The sequence below is a fragment of the Acinetobacter sp. ANC_7512 genome (assembly GCF_056779935.1).
The window spans coordinates 486,620-508,641 of sequence record NZ_JBWYIX010000001.1 but is presented as its reverse complement, the minus strand read 5'-3'; the positions used below and the strand labels follow the sequence as shown (position 1 = coordinate 508,641).

Annotated in this window: 18 protein-coding genes; 13 read left to right on the top strand and 5 right to left on the bottom strand. The window is 36.6% G+C overall.

Features of this window, described 5'->3' with window-relative positions:
• Positions 1-91: 91 nt before the first annotated feature.
• Positions 92-706 carry an OmpW/AlkL family protein gene (locus tag AC1M9H_RS02540; RefSeq protein ID WP_481607322.1) on the top strand — a complete coding sequence of 205 codons (615 nt, stop codon included), beginning with the start codon at positions 92-94 and terminating at the stop codon, positions 704-706.
• Positions 707-775: 69 nt separating this feature from the next.
• On the opposite strand, the gene AC1M9H_RS02535 is transcribed toward AC1M9H_RS02540, so the two are convergent.
• Positions 776-1,384, bottom strand: coding sequence for a MarC family protein (locus AC1M9H_RS02535; RefSeq protein ID WP_035268656.1), 609 nt, complete (start codon positions 1,382-1,384; stop codon positions 776-778).
• A 34-nt stretch (positions 1,385-1,418) separates the two neighbouring features.
• A complete protein-coding gene (locus tag AC1M9H_RS02530; protein WP_035268654.1) occupies positions 1,419-3,455 on the bottom strand; it encodes a choline transporter in 2,037 nt (678 codons plus the stop codon).
• A 248-nt stretch (positions 3,456-3,703) separates the two neighbouring features.
• Here AC1M9H_RS02530 and betI point away from each other — a divergent pair, with 248 nt between their 5' ends.
• The 4 genes from betI to AC1M9H_RS02510 are packed head-to-tail and all read left to right on the top strand — an operon-like array spanning position 3,704 to position 8,266.
• On the top strand, positions 3,704-4,285 hold the full coding sequence (gene betI / locus AC1M9H_RS02525) for a transcriptional regulator BetI (RefSeq protein WP_481612691.1): 582 nt from the start codon (positions 3,704-3,706) through the stop codon (positions 4,283-4,285).
• Positions 4,286-4,318: 33 nt separating this feature from the next.
• Complete coding sequence (gene betB / locus AC1M9H_RS02520; protein ID WP_481612690.1) at positions 4,319-5,794, top strand: betaine-aldehyde dehydrogenase; 1,476 nt, start codon at positions 4,319-4,321, stop codon at positions 5,792-5,794.
• Between the two features lie 10 nt (positions 5,795-5,804).
• The gene (gene betA / locus AC1M9H_RS02515) at positions 5,805-7,472 is read left to right on the top strand and encodes a choline dehydrogenase (protein ID WP_481612689.1); all 1,668 of its coding nucleotides are present in this window, start codon (positions 5,805-5,807) and stop codon (positions 7,470-7,472) included.
• Positions 7,473-7,486: 14 nt separating this feature from the next.
• Positions 7,487-8,266 carry a TorF family putative porin gene (locus tag AC1M9H_RS02510; RefSeq protein ID WP_481612703.1) on the top strand — a complete coding sequence of 260 codons (780 nt, stop codon included), beginning with the start codon at positions 7,487-7,489 and terminating at the stop codon, positions 8,264-8,266.
• 872 nt (positions 8,267-9,138) lie between these two features.
• On the opposite strand, the gene AC1M9H_RS02505 is transcribed toward AC1M9H_RS02510, so the two are convergent.
• A complete protein-coding gene (locus tag AC1M9H_RS02505; protein WP_481612688.1) occupies positions 9,139-10,284 on the bottom strand; it encodes an RICIN domain-containing protein in 1,146 nt (381 codons plus the stop codon).
• A 247-nt stretch (positions 10,285-10,531) separates the two neighbouring features.
• On the opposite strand from AC1M9H_RS02505, the gene zigA reads away from it, so the two are divergent.
• Entirely contained in the window at positions 10,532-11,752 is a 1,221-nt protein-coding gene (gene zigA, locus AC1M9H_RS02500) for a zinc metallochaperone GTPase ZigA (protein ID WP_481612687.1), read from the top strand.
• A gap of 17 nt (positions 11,753-11,769) precedes the next feature.
• Here the strand turns inward: zigA and AC1M9H_RS02495 are convergent, their stop codons facing one another.
• Together AC1M9H_RS02495 and AC1M9H_RS02490 are read right to left on the bottom strand one after the other, a co-directional pair.
• On the bottom strand, positions 11,770-12,468 hold the full coding sequence (locus tag AC1M9H_RS02495) for a DUF1826 domain-containing protein (protein ID WP_481612686.1): 699 nt from the start codon (positions 12,466-12,468) through the stop codon (positions 11,770-11,772).
• A gap of 207 nt (positions 12,469-12,675) precedes the next feature.
• A complete protein-coding gene (locus AC1M9H_RS02490; RefSeq protein ID WP_481612685.1) occupies positions 12,676-12,912 on the bottom strand; it encodes a VF530 family protein in 237 nt (78 codons plus the stop codon).
• Between the two features lie 550 nt (positions 12,913-13,462).
• On the opposite strand from AC1M9H_RS02490, the gene AC1M9H_RS02485 reads away from it, so the two are divergent.
• The 7 genes from AC1M9H_RS02485 to AC1M9H_RS02455 all read left to right on the top strand — a co-directional run bounded on the left by AC1M9H_RS02485 (position 13,463) and on the right by AC1M9H_RS02455 (position 22,014).
• A complete protein-coding gene (locus AC1M9H_RS02485; protein ID WP_481612684.1) occupies positions 13,463-13,864 on the top strand; it encodes a DUF4145 domain-containing protein in 402 nt (133 codons plus the stop codon).
• Between the two features lie 450 nt (positions 13,865-14,314).
• A complete protein-coding gene (locus AC1M9H_RS02480) occupies positions 14,315-15,727 on the top strand; it encodes an amidase (protein ID WP_481612683.1) in 1,413 nt (470 codons plus the stop codon).
• 115 nt (positions 15,728-15,842) lie between these two features.
• A complete protein-coding gene (locus AC1M9H_RS02475; RefSeq protein WP_481612682.1) occupies positions 15,843-17,588 on the top strand; it encodes a SulP family inorganic anion transporter in 1,746 nt (581 codons plus the stop codon).
• A 162-nt stretch (positions 17,589-17,750) separates the two neighbouring features.
• Positions 17,751-18,953, top strand: coding sequence for a serine/threonine transporter SstT (sstT, locus tag AC1M9H_RS02470; protein ID WP_481612681.1), 1,203 nt, complete (start codon positions 17,751-17,753; stop codon positions 18,951-18,953).
• 34 nt (positions 18,954-18,987) lie between these two features.
• Entirely contained in the window at positions 18,988-19,665 is a 678-nt protein-coding gene (locus tag AC1M9H_RS02465; protein WP_481612680.1) for a YoaK family protein, read from the top strand.
• A 12-nt stretch (positions 19,666-19,677) separates the two neighbouring features.
• A complete protein-coding gene (locus AC1M9H_RS02460) occupies positions 19,678-20,214 on the top strand; it encodes a DUF2058 domain-containing protein (protein ID WP_481612679.1) in 537 nt (178 codons plus the stop codon).
• A gap of 558 nt (positions 20,215-20,772) precedes the next feature.
• The gene (locus AC1M9H_RS02455) at positions 20,773-22,014 is read left to right on the top strand and encodes a mechanosensitive ion channel family protein (protein ID WP_481597094.1); all 1,242 of its coding nucleotides are present in this window, start codon (positions 20,773-20,775) and stop codon (positions 22,012-22,014) included.
• Positions 22,015-22,022: the final 8 nt, after the last annotated feature.

Here is a 22,022-nt window from a genome sequence, read left to right as displayed (position 1 = left end):
CAAAAAGAATTATCGATATGATCTAAAGCATTCAATTTAATTGATTAACAATCTTCAAAATTTCAGATATTTATAAAAAATGGGTAATGATATGAATGATAAATTAAGTTTTGGTTTATTCGCGATTTTATTGAGTACCATGGCATTAAGTTCTAATGCGCACAGCGCAGATTATAAATGGAAGATAAGAGGTGCGATTAGCAATATTGATCCCACATCTTCTCCAGGTAGTATTTTTAATCAAACAGCACCCGTCACAATAGATGATGCTTGGGGAGTCACTGGCACGATCTCTTATTTTTATACACCAAATATTGCATTTGATGTATTAGTCGGTTTGCCACCAGAGCATAAAATTAATGTTGCTGGTAATGAAGTTGCAAAAACAAAACATTTACCTCCAATTTTTAGTGTGCAATATCACTTCTTACCCAATGAAAAGTTACAACCTTATGTGGGTCTGGGCTTAAATTACACCTATTTTTTTAATGACCGATTATATAGTGGTGATAAGTTCGATCTCTCAGATTCTTTTGGTTGGGCTGGTCAAATAGGCGTAGATTACCAATTTAACCCTCAATGGAGTGTTGGTGCTGATATCCGATATGCGGATATCAAAACTGATGTAAAAGTAAATGGAGAAAAGGTAGGAAGTGTGGACGTAGATCCAACGGTGTATAGTTTAAATATCGGATATAGATTCTAAATATTAGGGTTTAAAAAAAGGAGTCAATGATAAGACTCCTTTTTTATAAATATCAACAACAACCTTCCATTAGCCATTGATGATCCCAGTAACACCAGTCACGATCATATCAATGGCAATCGTACCGATAAGCAATGCAGCAACACGACCCACGATATCTACATATAAGTCGATATAATTAGAATATTTATGCTGTAAATTATCATGCAAATATTTCATTAATATCAAAAGACTACAGGTTAAGAATAAGGTCATAAAGATGACTGTGATCGTCTGCCATAAACTTAATTGAATGCCAGTGATTACAGATGCAGAGATTGTTCCTGGACCGATCATAAAAGGCATGGCGATCGTACCAGCCAAATGGTTTGGTGCTCCACGCATGACCCCAATCGTATCAGCACCTTCAAATACATAACGATAACCAATCACCAAGAAAATGATTCCACCAAAAATTTGGAAAGATTCAAATCGTGCATGAAGTACATCATTAAAAAAAGCTTCACCTGTTTTAGCAAAAATGACAAAAACCACAAAGCTAATCAAACTACCTTGGATCAGGGCCATATTAAAAACTTTTGCATCTGAATTTCGAATAATCCCAAGCATATAAATGCTCATTAAAAAGGGATTAAGCAACGAAAAAAATAGAGCAAAGGCGTTTAGACTTTCTGACATGGTCATTTTCCTTGTTTAGATGAGCTACTACTAACTAAATGTCACGATCCGGAAATTGTGGACGTTTACCTGGGCTGATTCGGTTAATATGAAGGTACATCATATGACGTTCATATTTGTCCAAAATGTCGTTAATCACTTGTTCTTTGTTGTATCCGACCAAATCATTACCTTGCGAACCTTCAAACAAGTAACTTTCTAAACGATAGTAATAACGCTTTGTTCGTTTAGCACGGGTACTAAAGTTAGGGGTGTCATAACGAACGGGCCAAATCTCATATACGAAATTTTCTTCTTCATTCAAGTGAATAATGAGGTCCAAATGATAAAGCTCAGCATTATCTTCAAGAGGCTTAGTATTCACATCGACTTTGACACCTTTGGATAAAAGTTCCTGTGCCACGGCATCCATTGCAGGTTTACACACGTCATCTAACATTTTTAATGTTTGTTCATGGCTTGGGTGCAACATTACGCGACTGAGTCGCTTTTTCCAATTGAGAATATCCACATTGCCCACGACTGGCGCAGCATTTAAGCTAGTACTGGCTTGTCTGAAATCTTCTAATCTCAAGGATTTGTACAAACCCGCCATCACAAAGAATATGACAAAGCTAAAAGGCAGACCCATGATGATGGTTGTGTTCTGTAAGGCAGTAATACCATTTGCCATCAGCATCGCTAAGGTTAATAAACCAATGGCTATAGCCCAAAATACGCTAAGCCATCTTGGAGAGTCATGCTCGATATTGGTGAATTTTGTCGTGAAATTACCCAAAACAAGAGCGCCTGAGTCTGCAGAAGTTACATAAAATAATAATCCTGTAATTGTTGCTATACCTGCTAAGAAGGTAAAACCAGGATATTGTGCAAGTAGGTCATAGAAACCATGCGCTGGATTTTCTAAAACGGTTGTTGCAAGTTGTGCATTACCATCAAAAATTACATTGTGAAGTGCACTATTTCCAAAGATGGATAACCAAGTCAGTGTAAATAGTAGAGGAATAATCAACGTACCAAATACAAACTCACGAATGGTACGACCACGAGAAATTCGTGCTAAAAACAGACCGACAAATGGCGACCATGCAATCCACCAAGCCCAAAAGAAAAGCGTCCAACTGTTCATCCATTCTTTAGGTTGTTCGAATGGAAAACTCATTAAACTCAATTTCGGGAATTGACTGAGGTAATCACCTAAATTTTGGATTAAGCCTGCGAGTAAGAATTCTGTATTACCAATCAAAAGAATAAAGAGGAGTAATCCAATCGAGACATAGATATTGATTTCGGAAAGTACGCGAATCCCTTTATTCACACCTGCCGTTACTGAAATTACAGTAATGACTACCGCGATCCCGATTAGACCAGCTTGAATCCACAAATTTTCAGGTAGATCGAAGAGAACATGAAGACCATAATTGAGTTGTACGACACCAATACCACAGGTAGTTGCGATACCAAAAATCGTACCTAATACGGCAGCTGTATCTACGGTGTGACCTATAGGGCCGTTAATTTTTTTCCCAAAAATAGGGTAGAGAGCTGAACGGATCGTAAGTGGAAGGTTATAACGATAACTGAAGTAACCTAAGGCTACACCAACCAATGCATACATGCTCCAACCAGTTAAACCATAATGAAACAAGGTCCATACCATGGACTGACGTGCTGCTTCAAAGGTTTGTCCTTCACCCACAGGTGGGTTCATGTAATGCGATAAAGGTTCAGCCACGGAAAAAAACATGAGATCAATACCAATACCCGCAGAAAAGAGCATTGCAGACCAACTCAATAAACTAAATTCAGGCTTAGAGTGTTTAGGTCCTAATTTAATTTCGCCATATCGAGAGCATGCGATAAATACAATAAATACAAAATAGAGTGTCGCAGCCAACAGGTAATACCAACTAAAGGTTCTGCTTACCCAATCGAGGGTTTGTGTAATGACGTTATTAGCAGCTTCATTAAACAAAATTGTGGTGATCGAAAACAAAAGTATCAATGATGCTGATACATAGAACACGACCTTATTCAAACTATCCTGCGTTTGATCATTTTTGTTATGCATAAATTCGTGACCATTCAATGAGTAATGAAATGATCTACAGCGCAGTTCGATTTATATCCTGATAGAAGCTTGCTTGATCCACAATTACAAACTTTTGCAAATACAAAACAAACTGAGCTGTACATCATGGAAGTAATAGCACTATAATTTTTATTGATTGAACGTTCAATTAAAAAAACGTTTACTAATGTTACAGCGTTATTATTGATAAACGCTGATTATAATCTCCTGTAGGTTTAGGTCATCTTATGCCAAAAGTTGGTATGCAACCCATTCGTCGTCAACAATTGATTGATGCCACTCTCTCCACTGTGAATGAGCTCGGTTTTGCTGATGCATCCATTCAACAGATCGCGCAAAGAGCAGGTGTCTCCACGGGCATTATTAGTCATTATTTTGGTGGCAAGAATGGATTGATTGAGGCAACCATGCGCTATTTATTACAGCAACTTGGAGAAAGTGTAAGGGATCTAAAATCAGAGGTTGGTCATTCTCCAGAAGACCGTTTAATGGCGATCGTTAAAGCGAATTTTGCAACTCCTCAGACCAATCAAGCCGCAATGAAGGTATGGCTCGCATTTTGGGCTATTAGTCTGCATCAACCCGATTTACACCGATTACAGCAAGTGAATCACTGTCGGCTACATTCAAATTTAAAACATGAGTTTTTAAAACGTTTAAGCCCCATAAAAGCTGAACAAGCAGCTCAAGGGTTGGCTGCATTAATTGATGGGTTCTGGTTAAGGGGCGCATTAACAAGAAGTGAGATTGATACCGATCTTTCTATCCGTCTTTGCCATGCCTTTATCCAGCAGCAACTTACACAATAATTTTTAATATTTACTATATCTGAGGCTAATCGTATGAATAAATTCCCATTACAACGTCCTTATATTCATGGACAATTCGTCGATGCTCAATCAGGTCAAACTTTTGATTCGATTAATCCAGCCACGGGGCAAGTTCTCTCGACCATTCAAGCATGTTCTCAACAGGATGTGGATCAAGCCATTCTATCTGCCAAACAAGGACAGAAAGTTTGGGCTGAAATGACTTATATGCAGCGTTCAAGAATTTTAAATAAAGCTGTAGCTATTTTACGTGAAAGAAATGATGAACTTGCCACCATTGAGTCCTTAGATAGTGGTAAAGCATATAGTGAAACATCGACTGTAGATATTGTGACAGGGGCTGATGTACTCGAATACTACGCTGGAATTTTACCTGTACTCGAGGGTCAACAGATTCCTTTAAGAACAGATTCATTTGTCTATACACGCCGTGAACCTTTGGGAATTGTAGCTGGTATAGGAGCATGGAATTATCCAATTCAAATTGCCTTATGGAAGTCAGCACCTGCTTTGGCGGCGGGGAATGCAATGATTTTCAAAGCCAGCGAGATTACCCCATTAACAGCCTTTAAATTGGCAGAAATTTATACCGAAGCTGGAGTGCCAGATGGGGTATTCAATGTTGTAACAGGGGGCGGTGATATTGGTGCCTATTTAAGCCAGCATGTAGATATTGCGAAAATTTCATTTACTGGTGGTGTGAGCACTGGAAAAAAAGTGATGGCTCAAGCTGCTGAATCGAGTCTTAAAGAAGTCACGATGGAGTTGGGTGGGAAGTCACCATTAATTATTTGTGAAGATGCTGATTTAGACTTAGCTGCAGATATTGCAATGATGGCAAATTTCTATAGTTCTGGACAGGTATGTACGAATGGGACACGAGTGTTTATTCCAGAATCATTACAACTAAAATTTGAAGAAAAGCTATTAGAACGTATTCCTTATATCCGCTTAGGTAATCCGCTCGATCCAGAAACAAATTTTGGACCAGTATCTAGCTTTGCGCATATGAATAAAATTTTGGCATTCATTGATTCTGCTAAAAGGGAGGGAGCACGTTTAGTGTGTGGTGGTTTTAGAGCAACAGATGATCATTTAAAAAATGGTGCTTTTGTACTGCCTACAATCTTCAGTGATTGTCGAGATGAGATGACCATTGTTCAAGAGGAAATCTTCGGTCCTGTGATGAGTATTTTGACATATACATCAGAAGAAGAAGTGATTCGTCGCGCTAATAATACTTCTTATGGATTGGCTGCTGGCGTGGTTACCCCTGATATTGTCAAAGCACATCGAATCATCCACCAAATTGAAGCAGGTATATGTTGGATCAATACGTGGGGTGAATCGCCAGCTGAAATGCCAGTCGGTGGCTATAAGCATTCTGGTGTAGGAAGAGAGAATGGTTTAACGACTTTACAACACTACACGCAAATCAAATCGGTACAAGTGGAATTAAGTCCATTTCAATCTGTATTTAAAGCCTAAGGAGAACACTATGACATATGATTACATTATCATAGGTGCAGGTTCTGCTGGGAATGTACTTGCAGCGAGACTCACCGAAGATCCAGATATTAAAGTTCTGCTCCTTGAAGCGGGTGGCCCTGACTACCGTTTAGATTTTAGAACTCAAATGCCTGCTGCTTTGGCTTATCCTTTACAAGGTCGACGTTATAATTGGGCATATTTGACCGATCCAGAACCACATATGAATAACCGCCGTATGGAATGTGGACGTGGTAAAGGTTTAGGTGGTTCATCATTAATTAACGGTATGTGTTATATCCGTGGGAATGCCATGGATTTAGAGCAATGGTCTCAAATGAAAGGACTCAGTCATTGGCGCTATGCTGAATGTTTACCTTACTATAAAAAAGCAGAGTCTAGAGATATTGGTGCAAATGAATATCACGGTGATCAAGGCCCAGTAAGTGTTGCTACGCCAAAGTCAGACAATAATGAGTTATTTCATGCAATGGTTGAAGCGGGTGTGCAAGCTGGATATCCACGTACGGATGATTTAAATGGATACCAACAAGAAGGCTTTGGTCCAATGGATCGTACGGTGACACCTCAAGGCAGACGTTCCAGTACCGCTCGTGGCTATTTAGATATGGCTAAAGGTCGTCAGAATTTAACGATTATTACGCATGCCACAACCAATCGAATCTTATTTGAAAAAAAACAAGCTATCGGTGTTGAATACATTCTTGGTCAAGATGTAACTAATTTACACAAGGTCTATGCTGAGCGAGAAGTATTGCTGTGCGCAGGTGCTATTGCATCGCCTCAAATTTTACAGCGCTCTGGGGTAGGAGCTAAGTCATTATTAGAGTCACTGGATGTAAAGGTTGTGCAAGATTTACAGGGAGTGGGTGAAAATCTGCAAGATCATTTAGAAATGTATCTTCAATACCAATGTAAGAAGCCCGTCAGTCTTTACCCTGCATTAAAATGGTATAACCAACCTAAAATTGGCGCTGAATGGCTGTTTTTGGGTAAAGGAATTGGTGCAAGCAATCAGTTTGAAGCAGGTGGATTCATTCGCTCTAGTGATGAGTTTGAGTGGCCGAATCTCCAGTATCACTTTTTACCAATTGCAATTAACTACAATGGTACCAATGCAATCAATGAACATGGTTTTCAAGCACATGTTGGATCTATGCGATCGCCGTCAAGAGGAAGAATTCGCTTAACCTCGAAAAATCCTTTTGATCATCCGAGCATTTTATTTAACTACATGAGCACTGAACAAGATTGGCGCGAATTCCGTGATGCAGTGAGAATTACACGAGAAATTATGCATCAGCCTGCATTAGATCAGTATCGAGGTAGAGAAATTAGTCCAGGTTCAGCATTAAAAACAGATCAGCAAATTGATGAATTTGTAAAAAATCATGCAGAAACAGCGTATCATCCTTCGTGTAGCTGTAAAATGGGTGAAGATGATTTAGCTGTTGTAGATGGTTACGGTCGTGTCCATGAAATAGATGGGTTGCGAGTGGTCGATGCTTCTATCATGCCGCTGATTATTACTGGTAATCTCAATGCAACGACGATCATGATGGCCGAGAAGATTGCTGATCACATTCGTAATCGACCTGCTTTAACCCCTTCAGATGCACCATTTTATCGTGCAGAAACTTCACCCTTATTTTCTTAATTATAAATTTTATGATGATTAAAACGACTCAAGCAGTGCTGTTGAGCACTGCTAGCTTTATTATTTTACCCAGTTATGCAAACTCTACGAATCAAGAAACAAATTCACCAATTCAATTTGATGGATATGTCACATTAACCTCCAAATACATTTCACGTGGTTTAACAAATGCACCAGAAAATGATGACCTCGCAATTCAAACAGGTCTAAACCTCAGTTATAACAACTTCTATGTCGGGTATTGGGGTTCTACACTAGGCTACTCTTATGCTGAACTTCAAGGTGATAAGCGGCGTAAAACTGATAAATTAGAGCACGACTTTATTGTCGGCTACAGTTTTGATACTGGTAGGACAAATTGGAATATTTGGAATGCCACTTATTTCTATCCGAACGCGTCAAATACAACTTCCAATGAAATGGGGGTAACTGCCACACACCAATTCAATGATAAAAACTCTTTATCAACCAGTTTATCTGCATATACATATGATGTCGTGTATGCAAACCAAGGGGATACTTATCTAAACGTAATATATACCCACCAACTCAATGATAAATTATCTGCTACAGCAAGTGCTGCAGCGAGCTATTTTAATGATAATGGGAAATATGAAGGTCAAGAGCTCGGTGATACAAAACGAGAATTTGCTTATCGCTTCTCATCCATCGGGCTTGATTATGCCTTGACACCAGAACTCGGATTGAGTGGACAATATATTTTTGGTGGTAAGAACCGCTATAACGAAAAACAGAAAAATTTAGGTGTAGTGGCTTTCACCTATAGTTTCTAATTTAAGAAAATCTTCAAATGCTTAGGCTTAAATTTTGAATACCAAAATAGCCTAAGCAAAAGTGTAATTTTTAAATTAGAATCAACAATAAATAAAATCTCGACACATAAAAGATTATTAAAAAACTTATCAACTTAGTATTTATTTAATGAGTAATAGAAGTGAGGATTGACCAAAATAAGGTCATGAATGTCACGAGGAGAGTAAAATTTTACGCAAAATTTTTCAAGAATCTATTTAGAAATAGTTGTTGTGAAAAAAGTTCACTAAGGTTTTTTGAGGTTACATAGATGACTATACTCAAGTACTCAATCATTTCAGCCAAATTCATAAATCAACTAGATACTCATAACTTATAACTTATAACTTATAACTTATAACTAGTGAAGGGCAATGCATTGAAAAATAGGACTATGAATGTTCATATTAAACATAAGGTTAGAATTTGATTCTCTCCAATATTAAAAAAGGGCTTTTGAATTCTATCTTCAGAGTAAACAACAAACGTCTAATCTCATTTATTAAGTTTTAATATTTTGAAGAATTTTTTTCTCATCCTTAAAGGCGCTATCGGAAAAATAGCAAAGATTTATGAAGAATAGTTTTAATTGTTTTTATTTTATTGCTGTCATCAATATTAAAAATATACCTTAGATAAATATCTCCCTAAAATCATTGAACTTATTTCGCTTTTTGAGCCGGTATTAAGAATGCTTTTAACCTGAGTGAGCTGGCTTATCTATGAGTAAAATCTCTAATTTAGATATCAAATTGTACTAAAATTAGTACGAGTCACTCAAAGAAAGCAAAAAAATTAAAATTTCAGCATTAAAATTCAGAGCTTTAAATGCTAAAGCTCTGAATTTAATAAGTTAACGTGTAATTTTCCAGGTTTGATATGAATTATTGCTTTGACATCCAATCATTTGTAGGCGTGCCATACTATTTGCACCATCAGCGGCATCAAGGCATAGACCTGTTTTTAAGTTGATATATTGGCTTGTGTGGCGACTATACATCCATCGTTGACTACTATCATTATTGCACGGCGCAACTTTAACGAAATTATCTTTAACATCGCCCATCAAACACGCATCCCGATGAGTTAAATATAAGCGATGGGTGTGATCCGTACTCAGACGTTGATTACCGTTGTTGGGATCACATGAATACAATCCCATTTGTTGACCACCATTCAAGCTATCTGCACAAAAACCTCGTGCACCATTTTTCAAAATGAAAGGTTTTTGCTGGGTGTAATTGGCATTATTCACAGTAGAAATGCAAGTAGAATCATCCGTGCAATGCGCTGATGCCACTTGTACACAATTTCCATAAGTTTTAGTCGTTTGTGATTTAGACTTAATTAAAGAGTTTGCTATTGCAGGATAGGTCGCTGAAACAGATGTATGAACATCATTACAACTGTTATAGCCATAAATACCGTTGGGTTGTTGATGCTGTCTGAAATTTTCGGTAAATGTAACTAAACTATCAAAACCACCCCAGGTCTGCGGCACATTGATTTTTGCAATTTCAACTTGTTTACCAGTAATCATGTTTTTAACAAAGGCTGAGACTGTACTGTCATTATTTTTCACAATCTTAAAATTATATTTCGTGCCTTCCTTCCATTCATAAGGTAAATCACATTGAACGCCATCACCTTCGTGATCGAATTGTCTGCAATACGCAGGGTATCCTGTTTTCCAAGATGTCGCTTTCCAGATTGAGAAATTTAAATATTTCTGATCATTGCTTCGTTGTTGCAATCCAACATAGCCACCATCACCATGCTTGATTGAAAATTGATTGGCCCAAAATGTATTACCATCATTTCCTGGCTCATTGGTAATGATGATTTGATTTTCGAGTGTTGCAAAGCCATTAGCAGGAATATTGTTCCAATGGTAGTCAGTCGAAACCATTCCGCCTGCAACCACGGCATACGCATTTGAAACTCCAAGTAACACAGAAGTACTTAAAGTGGTACGAATAATGAGATCGGTCAAATTCATTGTTATATGCTCATATGATTATAAAAATTAAGTCACAGATTCTTTAGTTTTACTTATGATTCTATAGTGATGAATACAACTTAGAAACACTATAAATAAATTTTATTAAAGTTTAACTAATTAATAAATATATTGAAATGTTATAACATAACAATTATGATTTAGGTTATTTCAAAAATCAAGATCATTCATTGATTGCAATAAGCGATCAAATGATGTGGTTGAACATGAAAACGAGTAACTCACCATGAATATTGATTCTTCACAACCGTATAAATTACCTGTCACTGTGCTATCTGGATTTCTTGGTGCAGGAAAAACCACACTTTTAAATCATATTTTAAATAATAGAGAAGGAAAACGTGTCGCAGTAATTGTGAACGATATGTCAGAAGTCAATATTGATGCGGCTTTAGTCAGAGAAGGTGGGGCGGAATTATCACGAACGGAAGAAAAACTCGTTGAAATGAGTAATGGATGTATTTGCTGTACTTTGAGAGAAGATTTATTAGTAGAAGTAAGACGATTAGCGGAAGAGAAAAAATTTGATCAACTCGTCATTGAATCTACCGGAATATCAGAGCCTCTACCTGTAGCCGAAACATTTACGTTTGAAGATGAAGACGGCGTATCTCTAAATGAGTACGCTCGTTTAGATACCATGGTGACCGTAGTCGATGCATTCAATTTTTTACGTGATTATCGTTCATATGATCTTCTTCATGATCGTGGCGAATCACTTGGAGAATTTGACCAACGTACTGTTGTGGATTTACTGATAGATCAAATCGAATTTTGTGATGTTATTATTCTAAACAAAACTGATTTAATCGATGAGCATCAGAAGTCCCAGCTTTATGCGATTCTCAAAAAGCTTAACCCTAGAGCAAAAATTGAGTCATCTACATTTGGTCAGGTTGAACTCGATAAAATACTCAACACACAGCTTTTTAATTTTGATGAAGCCTCACAAGCACCTGGTTGGTTAAAAGAGTTGAGAGGAGAGCATAAGCCTGAAACTGAAGAATATGGAATCGAAAGTTTCGTATATAGAGCAAGAAGACCCTTTCACCCACAACGTTTTTACAATTTTATCCATTCAGAATGGAAAGGTGTTATACGCTCAAAAGGATTTTTTTGGCTTGCTGCGGAACCAACAATGGCTATGTCTTGGTCACAAGCTGGAGGTATGGCTCGGCATAGTCAAGCAGGATATTGGTGGGCTTCGGTACCACAAGAGGAATGGCCACAAGATACGCAATCTATTCAGGAAATTGAATCGAGTTGGCATCCAGAAACGGGTGATGCCAGACAGGAAATTGTTTTAATTGGTCAAGAGATGGATAAAGAGCAATTAATCCAAAATTTTGATCAATGTTTACTTACTGATTCGGAGATGAGTTTAGGACCAATCGTTTGGTGTAATTTCTTTAATCCATTTGAAGCTGAAAAAGAATTACTTGCCTAAATTGAGCAAGGAATTCCTTAACAAATTAAGAGTAATCTGAGTTCTCCTGCATTTTCTTTTGGAGCACGGTGAACACAAGGAAGTGCTTTCTGATCAGGATGATCTACAGCCAAACGCCAGAGATGACCAATTCCTAAATTTAAAGGTGTTGCACCATTTTTAGGTTGATAGTGAAGATCCATATAGGTCTCTTCAAGAAAATCGTCAAACTCATGGTCTTCGACATCAAACAATGATTTAATTTTTTGACGGATTTCTGGGATTAGAATTTTTTGTTCAACCTGTTCATTGGAAATAATATCGCTAGCCACCCCGTAATAGGTACACAAATATGTATCCGTTGCTAATGGCGATCGATCTACATGAAAAGAATATACATCAGTGCTGATAAAATCCAATTCTTCATCACGCTGATATTGCTTAATTAAGTTTAAAGACGGCGATGCGCCCAATTCGGTGAGCAACGTTACATCATTAATAATAATGTCTCTCGCTTTGCTTGCAGAGTCTGAAAGTTTGAGTTGCTCTAATTGAGCGATGGTAATTTCAGTAATATCTTCTATTAGTGTAAGTTTTCTAACGATTTCTTCGAAATTGAAGTCTAAATGCCTATACCAACATAAAGCATTGATAGGGTCTTCAAAAAATTCATTCGCTAATGCTTGGAAAGTATTCACCAATTTGGCTTGAGGATATGAGTGAATGAGTTCGAGCATATAATCTAAAACTTTTTAAAAACATATTATAGCTTTTAGCTCTAGACTTGATAAGACTGGATTTAGATGATTGATCGTTGTCCTATGTAGTAGGAGAGTGGGGCTTCCACCCATAACTACACGATGTCAACAAAAACGATAGATACTCATTCAGCCTATTTTACGATTGGGTCTAAAAGATTAAACATAGCTTGAGTTTTTTGTTGACTAGAATTTCTGTTTAGCTTTTTGACGGAGAACATACAAATATAAGCTTTCTACTTTTTCACGTGCCCATGGTGTAGTCCGTAAAAATCGTAAAGATGATTTAACACTCGGGTCGATGCAAAAACAACGAATTTCAATTTTACGACTTAATCCTTCAAAACCTCCGTAGTAATCCAATAACTCATCTAAAATGTAAGCAAGTTTTTTGCCATGTAAAGGATCATTGGAGGTGTTCATAATAGATTAACTGAATTGTGTAAGATGAGCATTATAACCTGAGCTAGACAAAAATTGAGAACGTTGCTGTATATACTCAATGGTCCATCAATAATGACAAATTGTGTAGTTTATTTAATTTTTCCAAATTTGAATTCTAATCATTCGTTGTTTTATGCAATGTAACAAGACGATAGGTAGTATTGGTGTGCTGTTTAAGACATTGTATTTAAAATAAAATGAAGTTATGCGACTTCAGAATGACTTGTTAAATTAAATTAAGATGAATAGACAGCTTTATAAAAGATACTTTAAACGGACAGATAACGTCACTTTTCCTTGTCCTAGTTGCGCGAATCTAAGTTTGAAATTAATTAACGATAAGTTTCTTGCAGAATACACTGCATTGTCAAAAAAAATGCAAGCAGATGATGACTACTGGGAGCCAGAATAGCTTACTTCAGTTTTTACTACCGTACTTGTTTGTAATAATTCAGATTGTGCTGAGTCAGTCATATGTTCTGGTATTAGATCTGTCGATTGGGAACTAAAACCTAATGAACATGGTGAAATGGAACAACAATACTGTTCGTTTTATCTTGCTAAAATATTTATCCCTACAGGACATTTTTTCAATATTCCAGAAAAATGTCCTGATAGTGTTAATTCATTATTAATTAAAGCTTTTTCGTTAACACTTCAATCACCTGGTTCAGCAGCTAACAAAGTTAGAGCTGCCATAGAAAATCTTCTAACGGAATATGGTGTTCCTAGATATTCTAGAAAAAATGGGAAAAATAATAGGCTAACTTTAGATTCTAGAATTGCTAAAGCAAAGGATAAAAATGCTGTTTTAGGCGAGCTTGAAAATGCTCTATATGCCATTAAATGGCTTGGTAATGCGGGAAGTCATGCTAATTCTGAAATATCACAAGATGATGTCTTTGACGCTTATGAGCCATTTATTGAGTGAGTTATATCACTCTAAAGCTGATATATATAAACTAGCCAAAGCCATTAGAAAGAAAAAAGGACCTATTAAAAAATAGGTAGAAAGAGTCCATGTTATCTAATGGTGGACTCTCGTCTTAAATTAAAGAATAAAAGGGCTGTTAATCCTCCTAAATTTTACAGCTTGTTTGGGTTTTAGATTCTTCAAGTAATATTTGATCAGTGCATGTATTACATCTGATTATTTCATCAAAATTTTTTTTCTCAATGACGAGTTTTATCTAAGATTCCTTGATACTGAATTCTTAGCCATCACAAATTATATAAACCAATGTTAAGGGTTGTTGTTCCAGATATTATATTTAACATAATATACATTATGCGAAATTGTGGCGAATCAATCTCTGGTCAATCGACAAATCAATATTTCATGTGTATACATATGCTTAGTCATTTTTAAAGAAAATCGATTATGGATAATCAAAAAAAAATTCATGCTTTCACGGATGATATATTAGGTACAAGTGATGCAATTGAGCTCTCAAACAGAATTCAATCTAAAGACATCTCAATTGATGAAGTTTTAAGAGCTACGATTGAACGCGCAAAATTCGTAAATCCTCTGCTAAATGCAATTGAATTCGAAAACTTTGACCAAATACTTAAATCGCCTACTTTTAAACCGAATCAGATTTTTTCTGCAATCCCTACATTTATTAAGGATAATCTGGATCTTATTGGTTTTCCTACGCAACAAGGATCAACATCGTTCAAATCCAAGGAAAAGATCAAAAATTCTAAAATTACTCAACAAATGTTAGATACAGGCTTAATTGCACTGGGTAAATCCAAAATGCCTGAATTTGGATTAAATGCTTCAACAGAATTTAAGTCTGGGGATTACACACGCAATCCTTGGCATACTGATTATTCGTGTGGAGCTTCTTCAGGTGGAGCTGCGGCACTCGTTGCATCAGGCGTAGTACCAATTGCACATGCAAATGATGGTGGTGGTTCGATACGAATTCCTGCAGCAAATTGCGGTTTAGTCGGTTTAAAGCCGACACGTGGTCGTTGGCATCCAAATGAAGGTTCGCGGTATTTACCAATTGACCTTGTTTCAGATGGTGTTTTAACACGTTCTGTGCGTGATACCGCGTTTTTCTTTGCTGAAATGGAAAAACAATATAAGCCAAAAAAATTAACCGAAATTGGCTTAATCCAGCATCCATCCAGCAAACCTTTACGGATTGGTCTTGTTTATGATTCATTGCAAACCAATACTGATGCTGAGACGCGTCAAACTGTTGAGTCTACTGCTCAATTACTCAGGAATTTAGGTCATCATATTGAAGAATTTTCACTTCCTATTTCAGATTCGTTTGTAGATGATTTCAGCCACTATTGGGGTTTTTTATCATTTATGATTCAACAGTTTGGAAAACCGCTACTTGGCAAAGATTTTAACGTGAATGAGTTAGATCATCTAACAGTTGGGCTTGCAAACTTGTACAAGAAAAATTTCTATAAAACCCCTTTATTTTTATACCGTTTAAAGCAAATCCAGCGCATCTATCAACAAATCTTCCAACAATATGATGTCATCCTTTCGCCAGTTTTAGCGCATGTTTCGCCTCAAATTGGATATCTTTCACCTCAACTCGAATTTGATGTTTTATTTGAGCGTTTAAGGAATTATGTGGCATTCACACCTATTCAAAATATCGCTGGAGCGCCTGCGATATCATTACCAATGGGTATGACCAAATTAGATTCAAGACCGATAGGTATTCAGCTTTCTGCTGATTTGGGACAAGAACGTTTACTGATAGATCTCGCTTATCAGCTTGAACAGATACAACCTTTTAAAAAAATATACGATTAAATTCATACACTAAGGATCATTAATCAAATTCTTGATGATCCTTATCAACAATACTCAGTGCTTGTTTATCACTTTTTATGCATAATATATACATAAATGTGATTTAGAGATTTGTATGGATTTAACGAAGCATTCTGTGGAACGAATCATCCCAGCTTGGAAATGGTTAAAAAAATACAATACTCAAGATTTTAAATCTGATTTTCTTGCATCTGTGATCGTACTTGCAATGCTTGTACCACAAGGCATGGCATATGCCATGATTGCAGGCTTACCTCCAATTATGGGGTTATATGCCAGTATTATCCCTATGATTGCTTATGCATTGATTGGAGGGAGTACTACCCTTTCAATTGGTCCAGTTGCATTAATCTCCATGATGACTTTTGCCACGCTACAGCCATTATATGAAGTGGGTTCACCAGTCTATATCCAAGCTGCCTATTTGCTAGCAGTAATGGTTGGCATAATTTCATTTTTATTGGGACTGTTTAGATTTGGTTTTTTGATTCGTCTCATAAGCCATCCTGTGATTAAGAGTTTTATCATTGCTTCTGCCGTCTTAATTGCGTTAGGTCAAATAAAATTTATTCTTAATATTCCATTGCAATCCAGCAATTTAATCGAATTTTTTGCAAGTTTGGCTCAATACATTTCTTTATATGATTTGGCCAGCTTATCTTTGGGTTTAGCTTCAATTTTAGCGCTCATTTATTTACCTCAATTACTTAAAATTTCAGCATTTTCAAATCATCAAAAATTAATGCAATTTGTACAAAAAGCATTACCGTTATGCTTAGTGCTATTTTCAATCTTACTGGTTCAATCCTTTAATTTAACTGCCTATGGAATTAAGACAGTAGGTGAAATTCCAAGTGGATTACCCCCTATTCAAATGCCGTACTGGACATGGGACATGGTGAAAATACTGCTTCCTGGTGCAGCAATGATCGCTATGGTGAGTTTCGTTGAATCTATTTCGATCGCGCAAGCTACGGCTTTTCAATCACGTAGCAATTTGAACAGTAATCAAGAGCTTGTTGCACTCGGTGTTGCAAATTTTGGCGCTGGAATCAGTGGCGCATTTCCTGTCACTGGTAGCTTATCACGTACAGTGGTCAATGCTGATGCTGGTGCTAAAACACCTATGGCTGGCGTTTTATCCTCCCTACTTATTATTGTGGTCAGTCTATATTTTACAAGCCTATTTGAATATTTACCTTTAGGAGTATTGGCTGCAACAATCATTGTGTCGATATGGAAACTTGTTGAAATTAAACCTTTTATAACGGCTTGGAAATATTCTAAAGCAGATGGTTTAGCAATGGCACTCACATTTTTAGGAGTGCTGTGTGTAGATATTACGACAGGCTTAATGGTGGGTATTATTTCAACATTCGTGTTGCTGTTATGGAGAATTAGCCGTCCACATATTGCAGTGATTGGTCTCGTTGAAGGCACGCAGCATTTTAGAAATATTTCAAGGCACCAAGTCATTACCAGTAAAAGGCTCGTTTCGGTGAGAATTGATGAAAATTTGAGTTTTCTCAATGCAAACACCCTGAAGGAATTTATTATTTCAGAGGTTAGCCAACATGATGAGCTTCAACATGTTGTCATTAACTGTTCCAGTATTAGTAATATTGACTATTCAGCTTTAGAGACTCTTGAAGAAATGAATTCTGAGTTATCTAAACTCAATATTCAACTACACTTAAGCGAAGTTAAAGGTCCTGTTATGGATCGCTTAAATTCAACCAATTGGATACAACATCTGACAGGTAAAATATACCTCACTCATTTCCAAGCAGTATATGAATTAGACCCGCATTTCAGCGAAAATAAATCATCTTTTGCATAAGAATTTGATATTCTTAAGTAAGAATTATCAAAAAAAATCCAGTGATTTGATTCACTTAATTTTTATTATGAATAAGTTTTATATTTACAATCATTTTTAAGTATAGAATACCCCACTTATTTATCCGATTTTAAGCCAGACTCGGCATTATTAGGTTCAGTTATGTTCACTGCTCTAGCACGTTTGAGTTTAGTCACCAAAATCATTATCGCCATTATTCTTGGCGTTTTGGTGGCTATATTTTTTCCTCAAGTTGCACCACAATTAAGCTTGCTGGGTGATTTATTTATTAAAGCCCTTAAATCTGTTGCACCAATTCTTGTTTTTGTTTTGGTCCTTTCTTCGATTGCAAACTTTCAAGTTGGTGATAGCAGCAGTGCGAAAATCAAACCCATTATGATGATGTATGCCGTAGGTATGTTTTTATCTGCGTTAACTGCTGTCATTGTGAGTAATTTATTTCCAAGCACTCTTTTCTTAGATGTCGCTGCGCAAGCTGATTTACAACCACCTGGCAGCTTGACTGAAATTCTTAAAAATTTATTACTCAGTTTTGTTGCGAATCCTATCGTTGCATTAAGTGAAGCAAACTTTATTGGGATTTTGGGTTGGGCTGTTGCATTGGGTATAGCATTTCGTCATGCCACAGACACCACAAAACAGTGTCTGACGGATGCTGCGAATGCCGTGAATCACGTGATTCGTCTTGTCATCAGTTTTGCACCTTTGGGTATTTTTGGACTTGTTGCAGTGACTTTTGCAGATGCAGGTCTTAAAACCTTAGCAAGTTATGCACAATTATTGTCTGTTCTATTAGGGACTATGTTCTTTGTTGCACTTGTAATTAACCCAATTATGGTGGCATTTGTTACGCGTTCAAATCCTTATCCATTGGTTATTCAATGTCTACGTGAAAGTGGGATCACCGCATTTTTCACCCGTAGTTCAGCAGCAAATATTCCGGTGAACTTGGATCTTGCCAAGCGTTTGGGCGTGAATGAATCGACAGCGAGTGTAGCAATCCCGTTGGGTGCTGCAATTAATATGGCGGGCGCATCAGTAACGATTACCGTATTAACGTTAGCAGCGGTGAATACACTTGGTATTTCCGTTGATTTTACCACTATGCTTGTTCTTTCTGTTGTGGCTACTGTTTCTGCTTGCGGGGCTTCAGGTGTAGCGGGTGGTTCACTGTTATTGATTCCTGTCGCTTGTGGCTTATTCAATATTTCACCAGATGTGGCTATGCAAGTTGTAGCCATCGGTATGGTGATCAGTGTTCTACAAGATTCAACTGAAACAGCACTCAACTCATCTACAGATGTATTGTTTACTGCTGCGGTTGATCGCGCTCCTTCAAAATAATATATTCATGGCATAAACTTTTAGAATGAAAGATATGCCATTTCAATTCCTTCCAAACTGGGTACAATTTGGGGCTTTCATGCTTGCAGTAAATGCAGGCATGATCAACGTTTTGGGTCTCATTTCTTTATTACATCAGTCAGTTTCACACATGACAGGCAATGCAAGTTTGCTTGCCATCGGTCTTATTGACCATGATTTCAAAGCTGTAATTTTTCTTATTCTTATTATCCTGAGTTATGTTTTAGGCTCTAGTTTTAGCGGTCTGATATTGGGGAATAGTCAATTTAAACTCGGGCGCAGATATGGTCTACCATTGAGTTTAGTGACTCTTTTTATTCTGCTCTGTTGGGTATTTATTCCCTATTATCCTCGTTATGCACTGCTATGGGCATGTTGTGCGATGGGTGTACAAAATGCCATGGTAAGTCATTATAAAGGTGCGATTATACGCACGACTCACCTTTCTGGTGTCTTAACCGATCTTGGTTTAGCATTTGGATATTTTGTAAGAGGTCTGACAACGGAATCCAGAAAAGTTATTTTGCATTTAGTGATTTTATTTGGTTTTATTATTGGCAGTACTGTTGCGGCATTCAGCTATCCTTATTTACAATTAAAAGCGTTTTTAATTCCTGCAGGTTTAAGTTTTTTACTGACCCTGATCTATTGGATTTTATATTTCCGTCATTGTTATTTTCAAAAATCGTAGTTGGTATTACTCATGGTAAAAAATGCCTTGCAAGCACAATTGCTCAAAGCTGGTTTAGTCGATCAAAAAAAGGCTAAAAAACTTTCTAAACAAGCTGTGCATGAGCAACGCACGGGTCAAAGCAATGAAGCTGAGATTAAAGCTAAAATTGAACAAGATTTAAAGCAAAAACTAGAAAAAGATCAGAATCTTAATCTTGAAATCAAACGCCAGCAAGATGAAAAAGCATTACGTGCAGCAGTAGTGCAAATGATTGGTCAACATAAAATCAAAGATGTTGATGGTGAAATCAGCTACCAGTTCGTTGATCAAAATAAAATTAAGAAAATTTATATTAATCAACAAGTTTACAATGCGCTCGTGGCAGGCACATTAGTCATCGCCAAAGATCAAGCTAGCTATGCAGTTCTACCAAGAGCGTTATCTGAGCGGATTAATGAAAAAGTCGAAGGATTTATTATTGTGAATAATGCTGAGAAAAATGAGGCTATTACGGATGAGGAAGATCCATATGCAGCTTATGTTATTCCAGATGATTTAATGTGGTAAATCTCTCTAAAGCCTAATTTATTAGGCTTTTTTAACGCTTTATATGTGATTCAGATTGCGGTGCAGCAAGTATAAATTCATGATTAAGATGCTTTAGGTCATATTGCTGCGTCCAACCATCACGAGAAGACTCTATCAATTTTCTGCGCTCGTCTTTTATTCTCTGATTCGATTTTTTTCAATCGATGTTGTTTTGGAGAGCTTAAAAAAAATAATGGATTGATTTTCTCATATTATTTTTTCATTTTCAAAATGCTGAAAATGAACAAGCTCAATAATGCTTCTTTCAGGACCTTTCGTGTAGGTTAAGAATACAGTGAGATTGAGAATGAAAAAAATCTGGTTTCAAGATAAGCTTTATAATTTAAAAATGTAATGACGATAATCTAGGAAATTTTATAGTGTGACTTAATTCACATTAATTTTATTTAAAATAGAAGTTCATAAAATTTATTTCAAGTAATTAATTTAATCTATTCTGTTTGATAAACGTTAACTCTAATAAATTTAATAACTTAAACCATTAAGCTAATACCAATTCATTTAGAGGTGATCAAGTTGGACAGATTAAATTTTGTAACTCAAATCCAAGAATGGTCAGATCAATTTCCTTGGTTAGAGATGTTGACCTCTCTGAGCATTCTTATTCTCATTGCATTTATCGCAAATTTTATTGCTAAACAAGTGGTCGTCCGTGGTATTCGCAAAATTATTAGCAAACTACGTTTTAGTTATAGTGATGTCTTAGCGGAACATAGCGTTATTCGAAGAATTGCAAACATTGTCCCAGCATTGGTTATTATGAATGGAATTGTGACGGTTCCACACCTGTCTGAAAAAGTCATTACATTGATTCAGATGTTTGCACAAGCCTTCATTTTCTTGACCATTGCCTTGGCAATTAGTCAGCTTCTCACCATCTTTAATATTATTTATCAACGTAATCCTAAATCCCATAATAAGCCAATTAAGGGTTATTTACAGTTAGTTAAACTGATTATTTTTGTTGTTTGTGCTCTGATGGTCTTAGGAACATTTCTAAAAAAAGATGTTTTCACGCTATTGGCAGGTTTCGGGGCAATGGCAGCAGTGCTCATGCTGGTTTTCCAAAATACAATTCTATCTCTAGTGGCTTCAGTTCAAATCTCTTCATATGACATGGTTCGAATTGGTGATTGGATTGAAATGCCAACCTTAAATGCGGATGGCGATGTCATTGATATGTCATTACATACGGTGACCGTACAAAACTTTGATAAGACCTATACCACTATTCCGACCAATCGTTTGGTGACAGATACTTTTAAGAACTGGAGAGGTATGCAAGAGCAAGGTGTTCGTCGTATTAAACGTGCACTCTATATCGATCAAAATAGTGTTCACTTCTTATCTGCAATGGAATACAGCAAACTTAAAGAATTTCTGATTTTAGAAAAATATCTGGATGAGAAACAAACTGAGTTAAAAAACTTTAATCAGCAATATGCAAATAATGGGGTCAATAACCAACGTCGTTTAACCAATTTAGGAACATTCCGCGCATATATTGAATACTATTTAAAAAATCATCCAGGTATTGCACAAAATCAGTCCTTAATCGTTCGTCAATTACAACCGACAGGTGAAGGTTTGCCTATAGAAATTTATGCTTTTACAAATACGACAGCTTGGGTGGCTTATGAGGCGATCCAATCCGATATTTTTGATCATCTTTTGGCGATTCTTCCTGAGTTTGGATTAAAAATATTCCAGATTCCTTCTGGGAATGATTTCAAGATTCCTCAAGACACAGTAAACTGAGTTTTGAT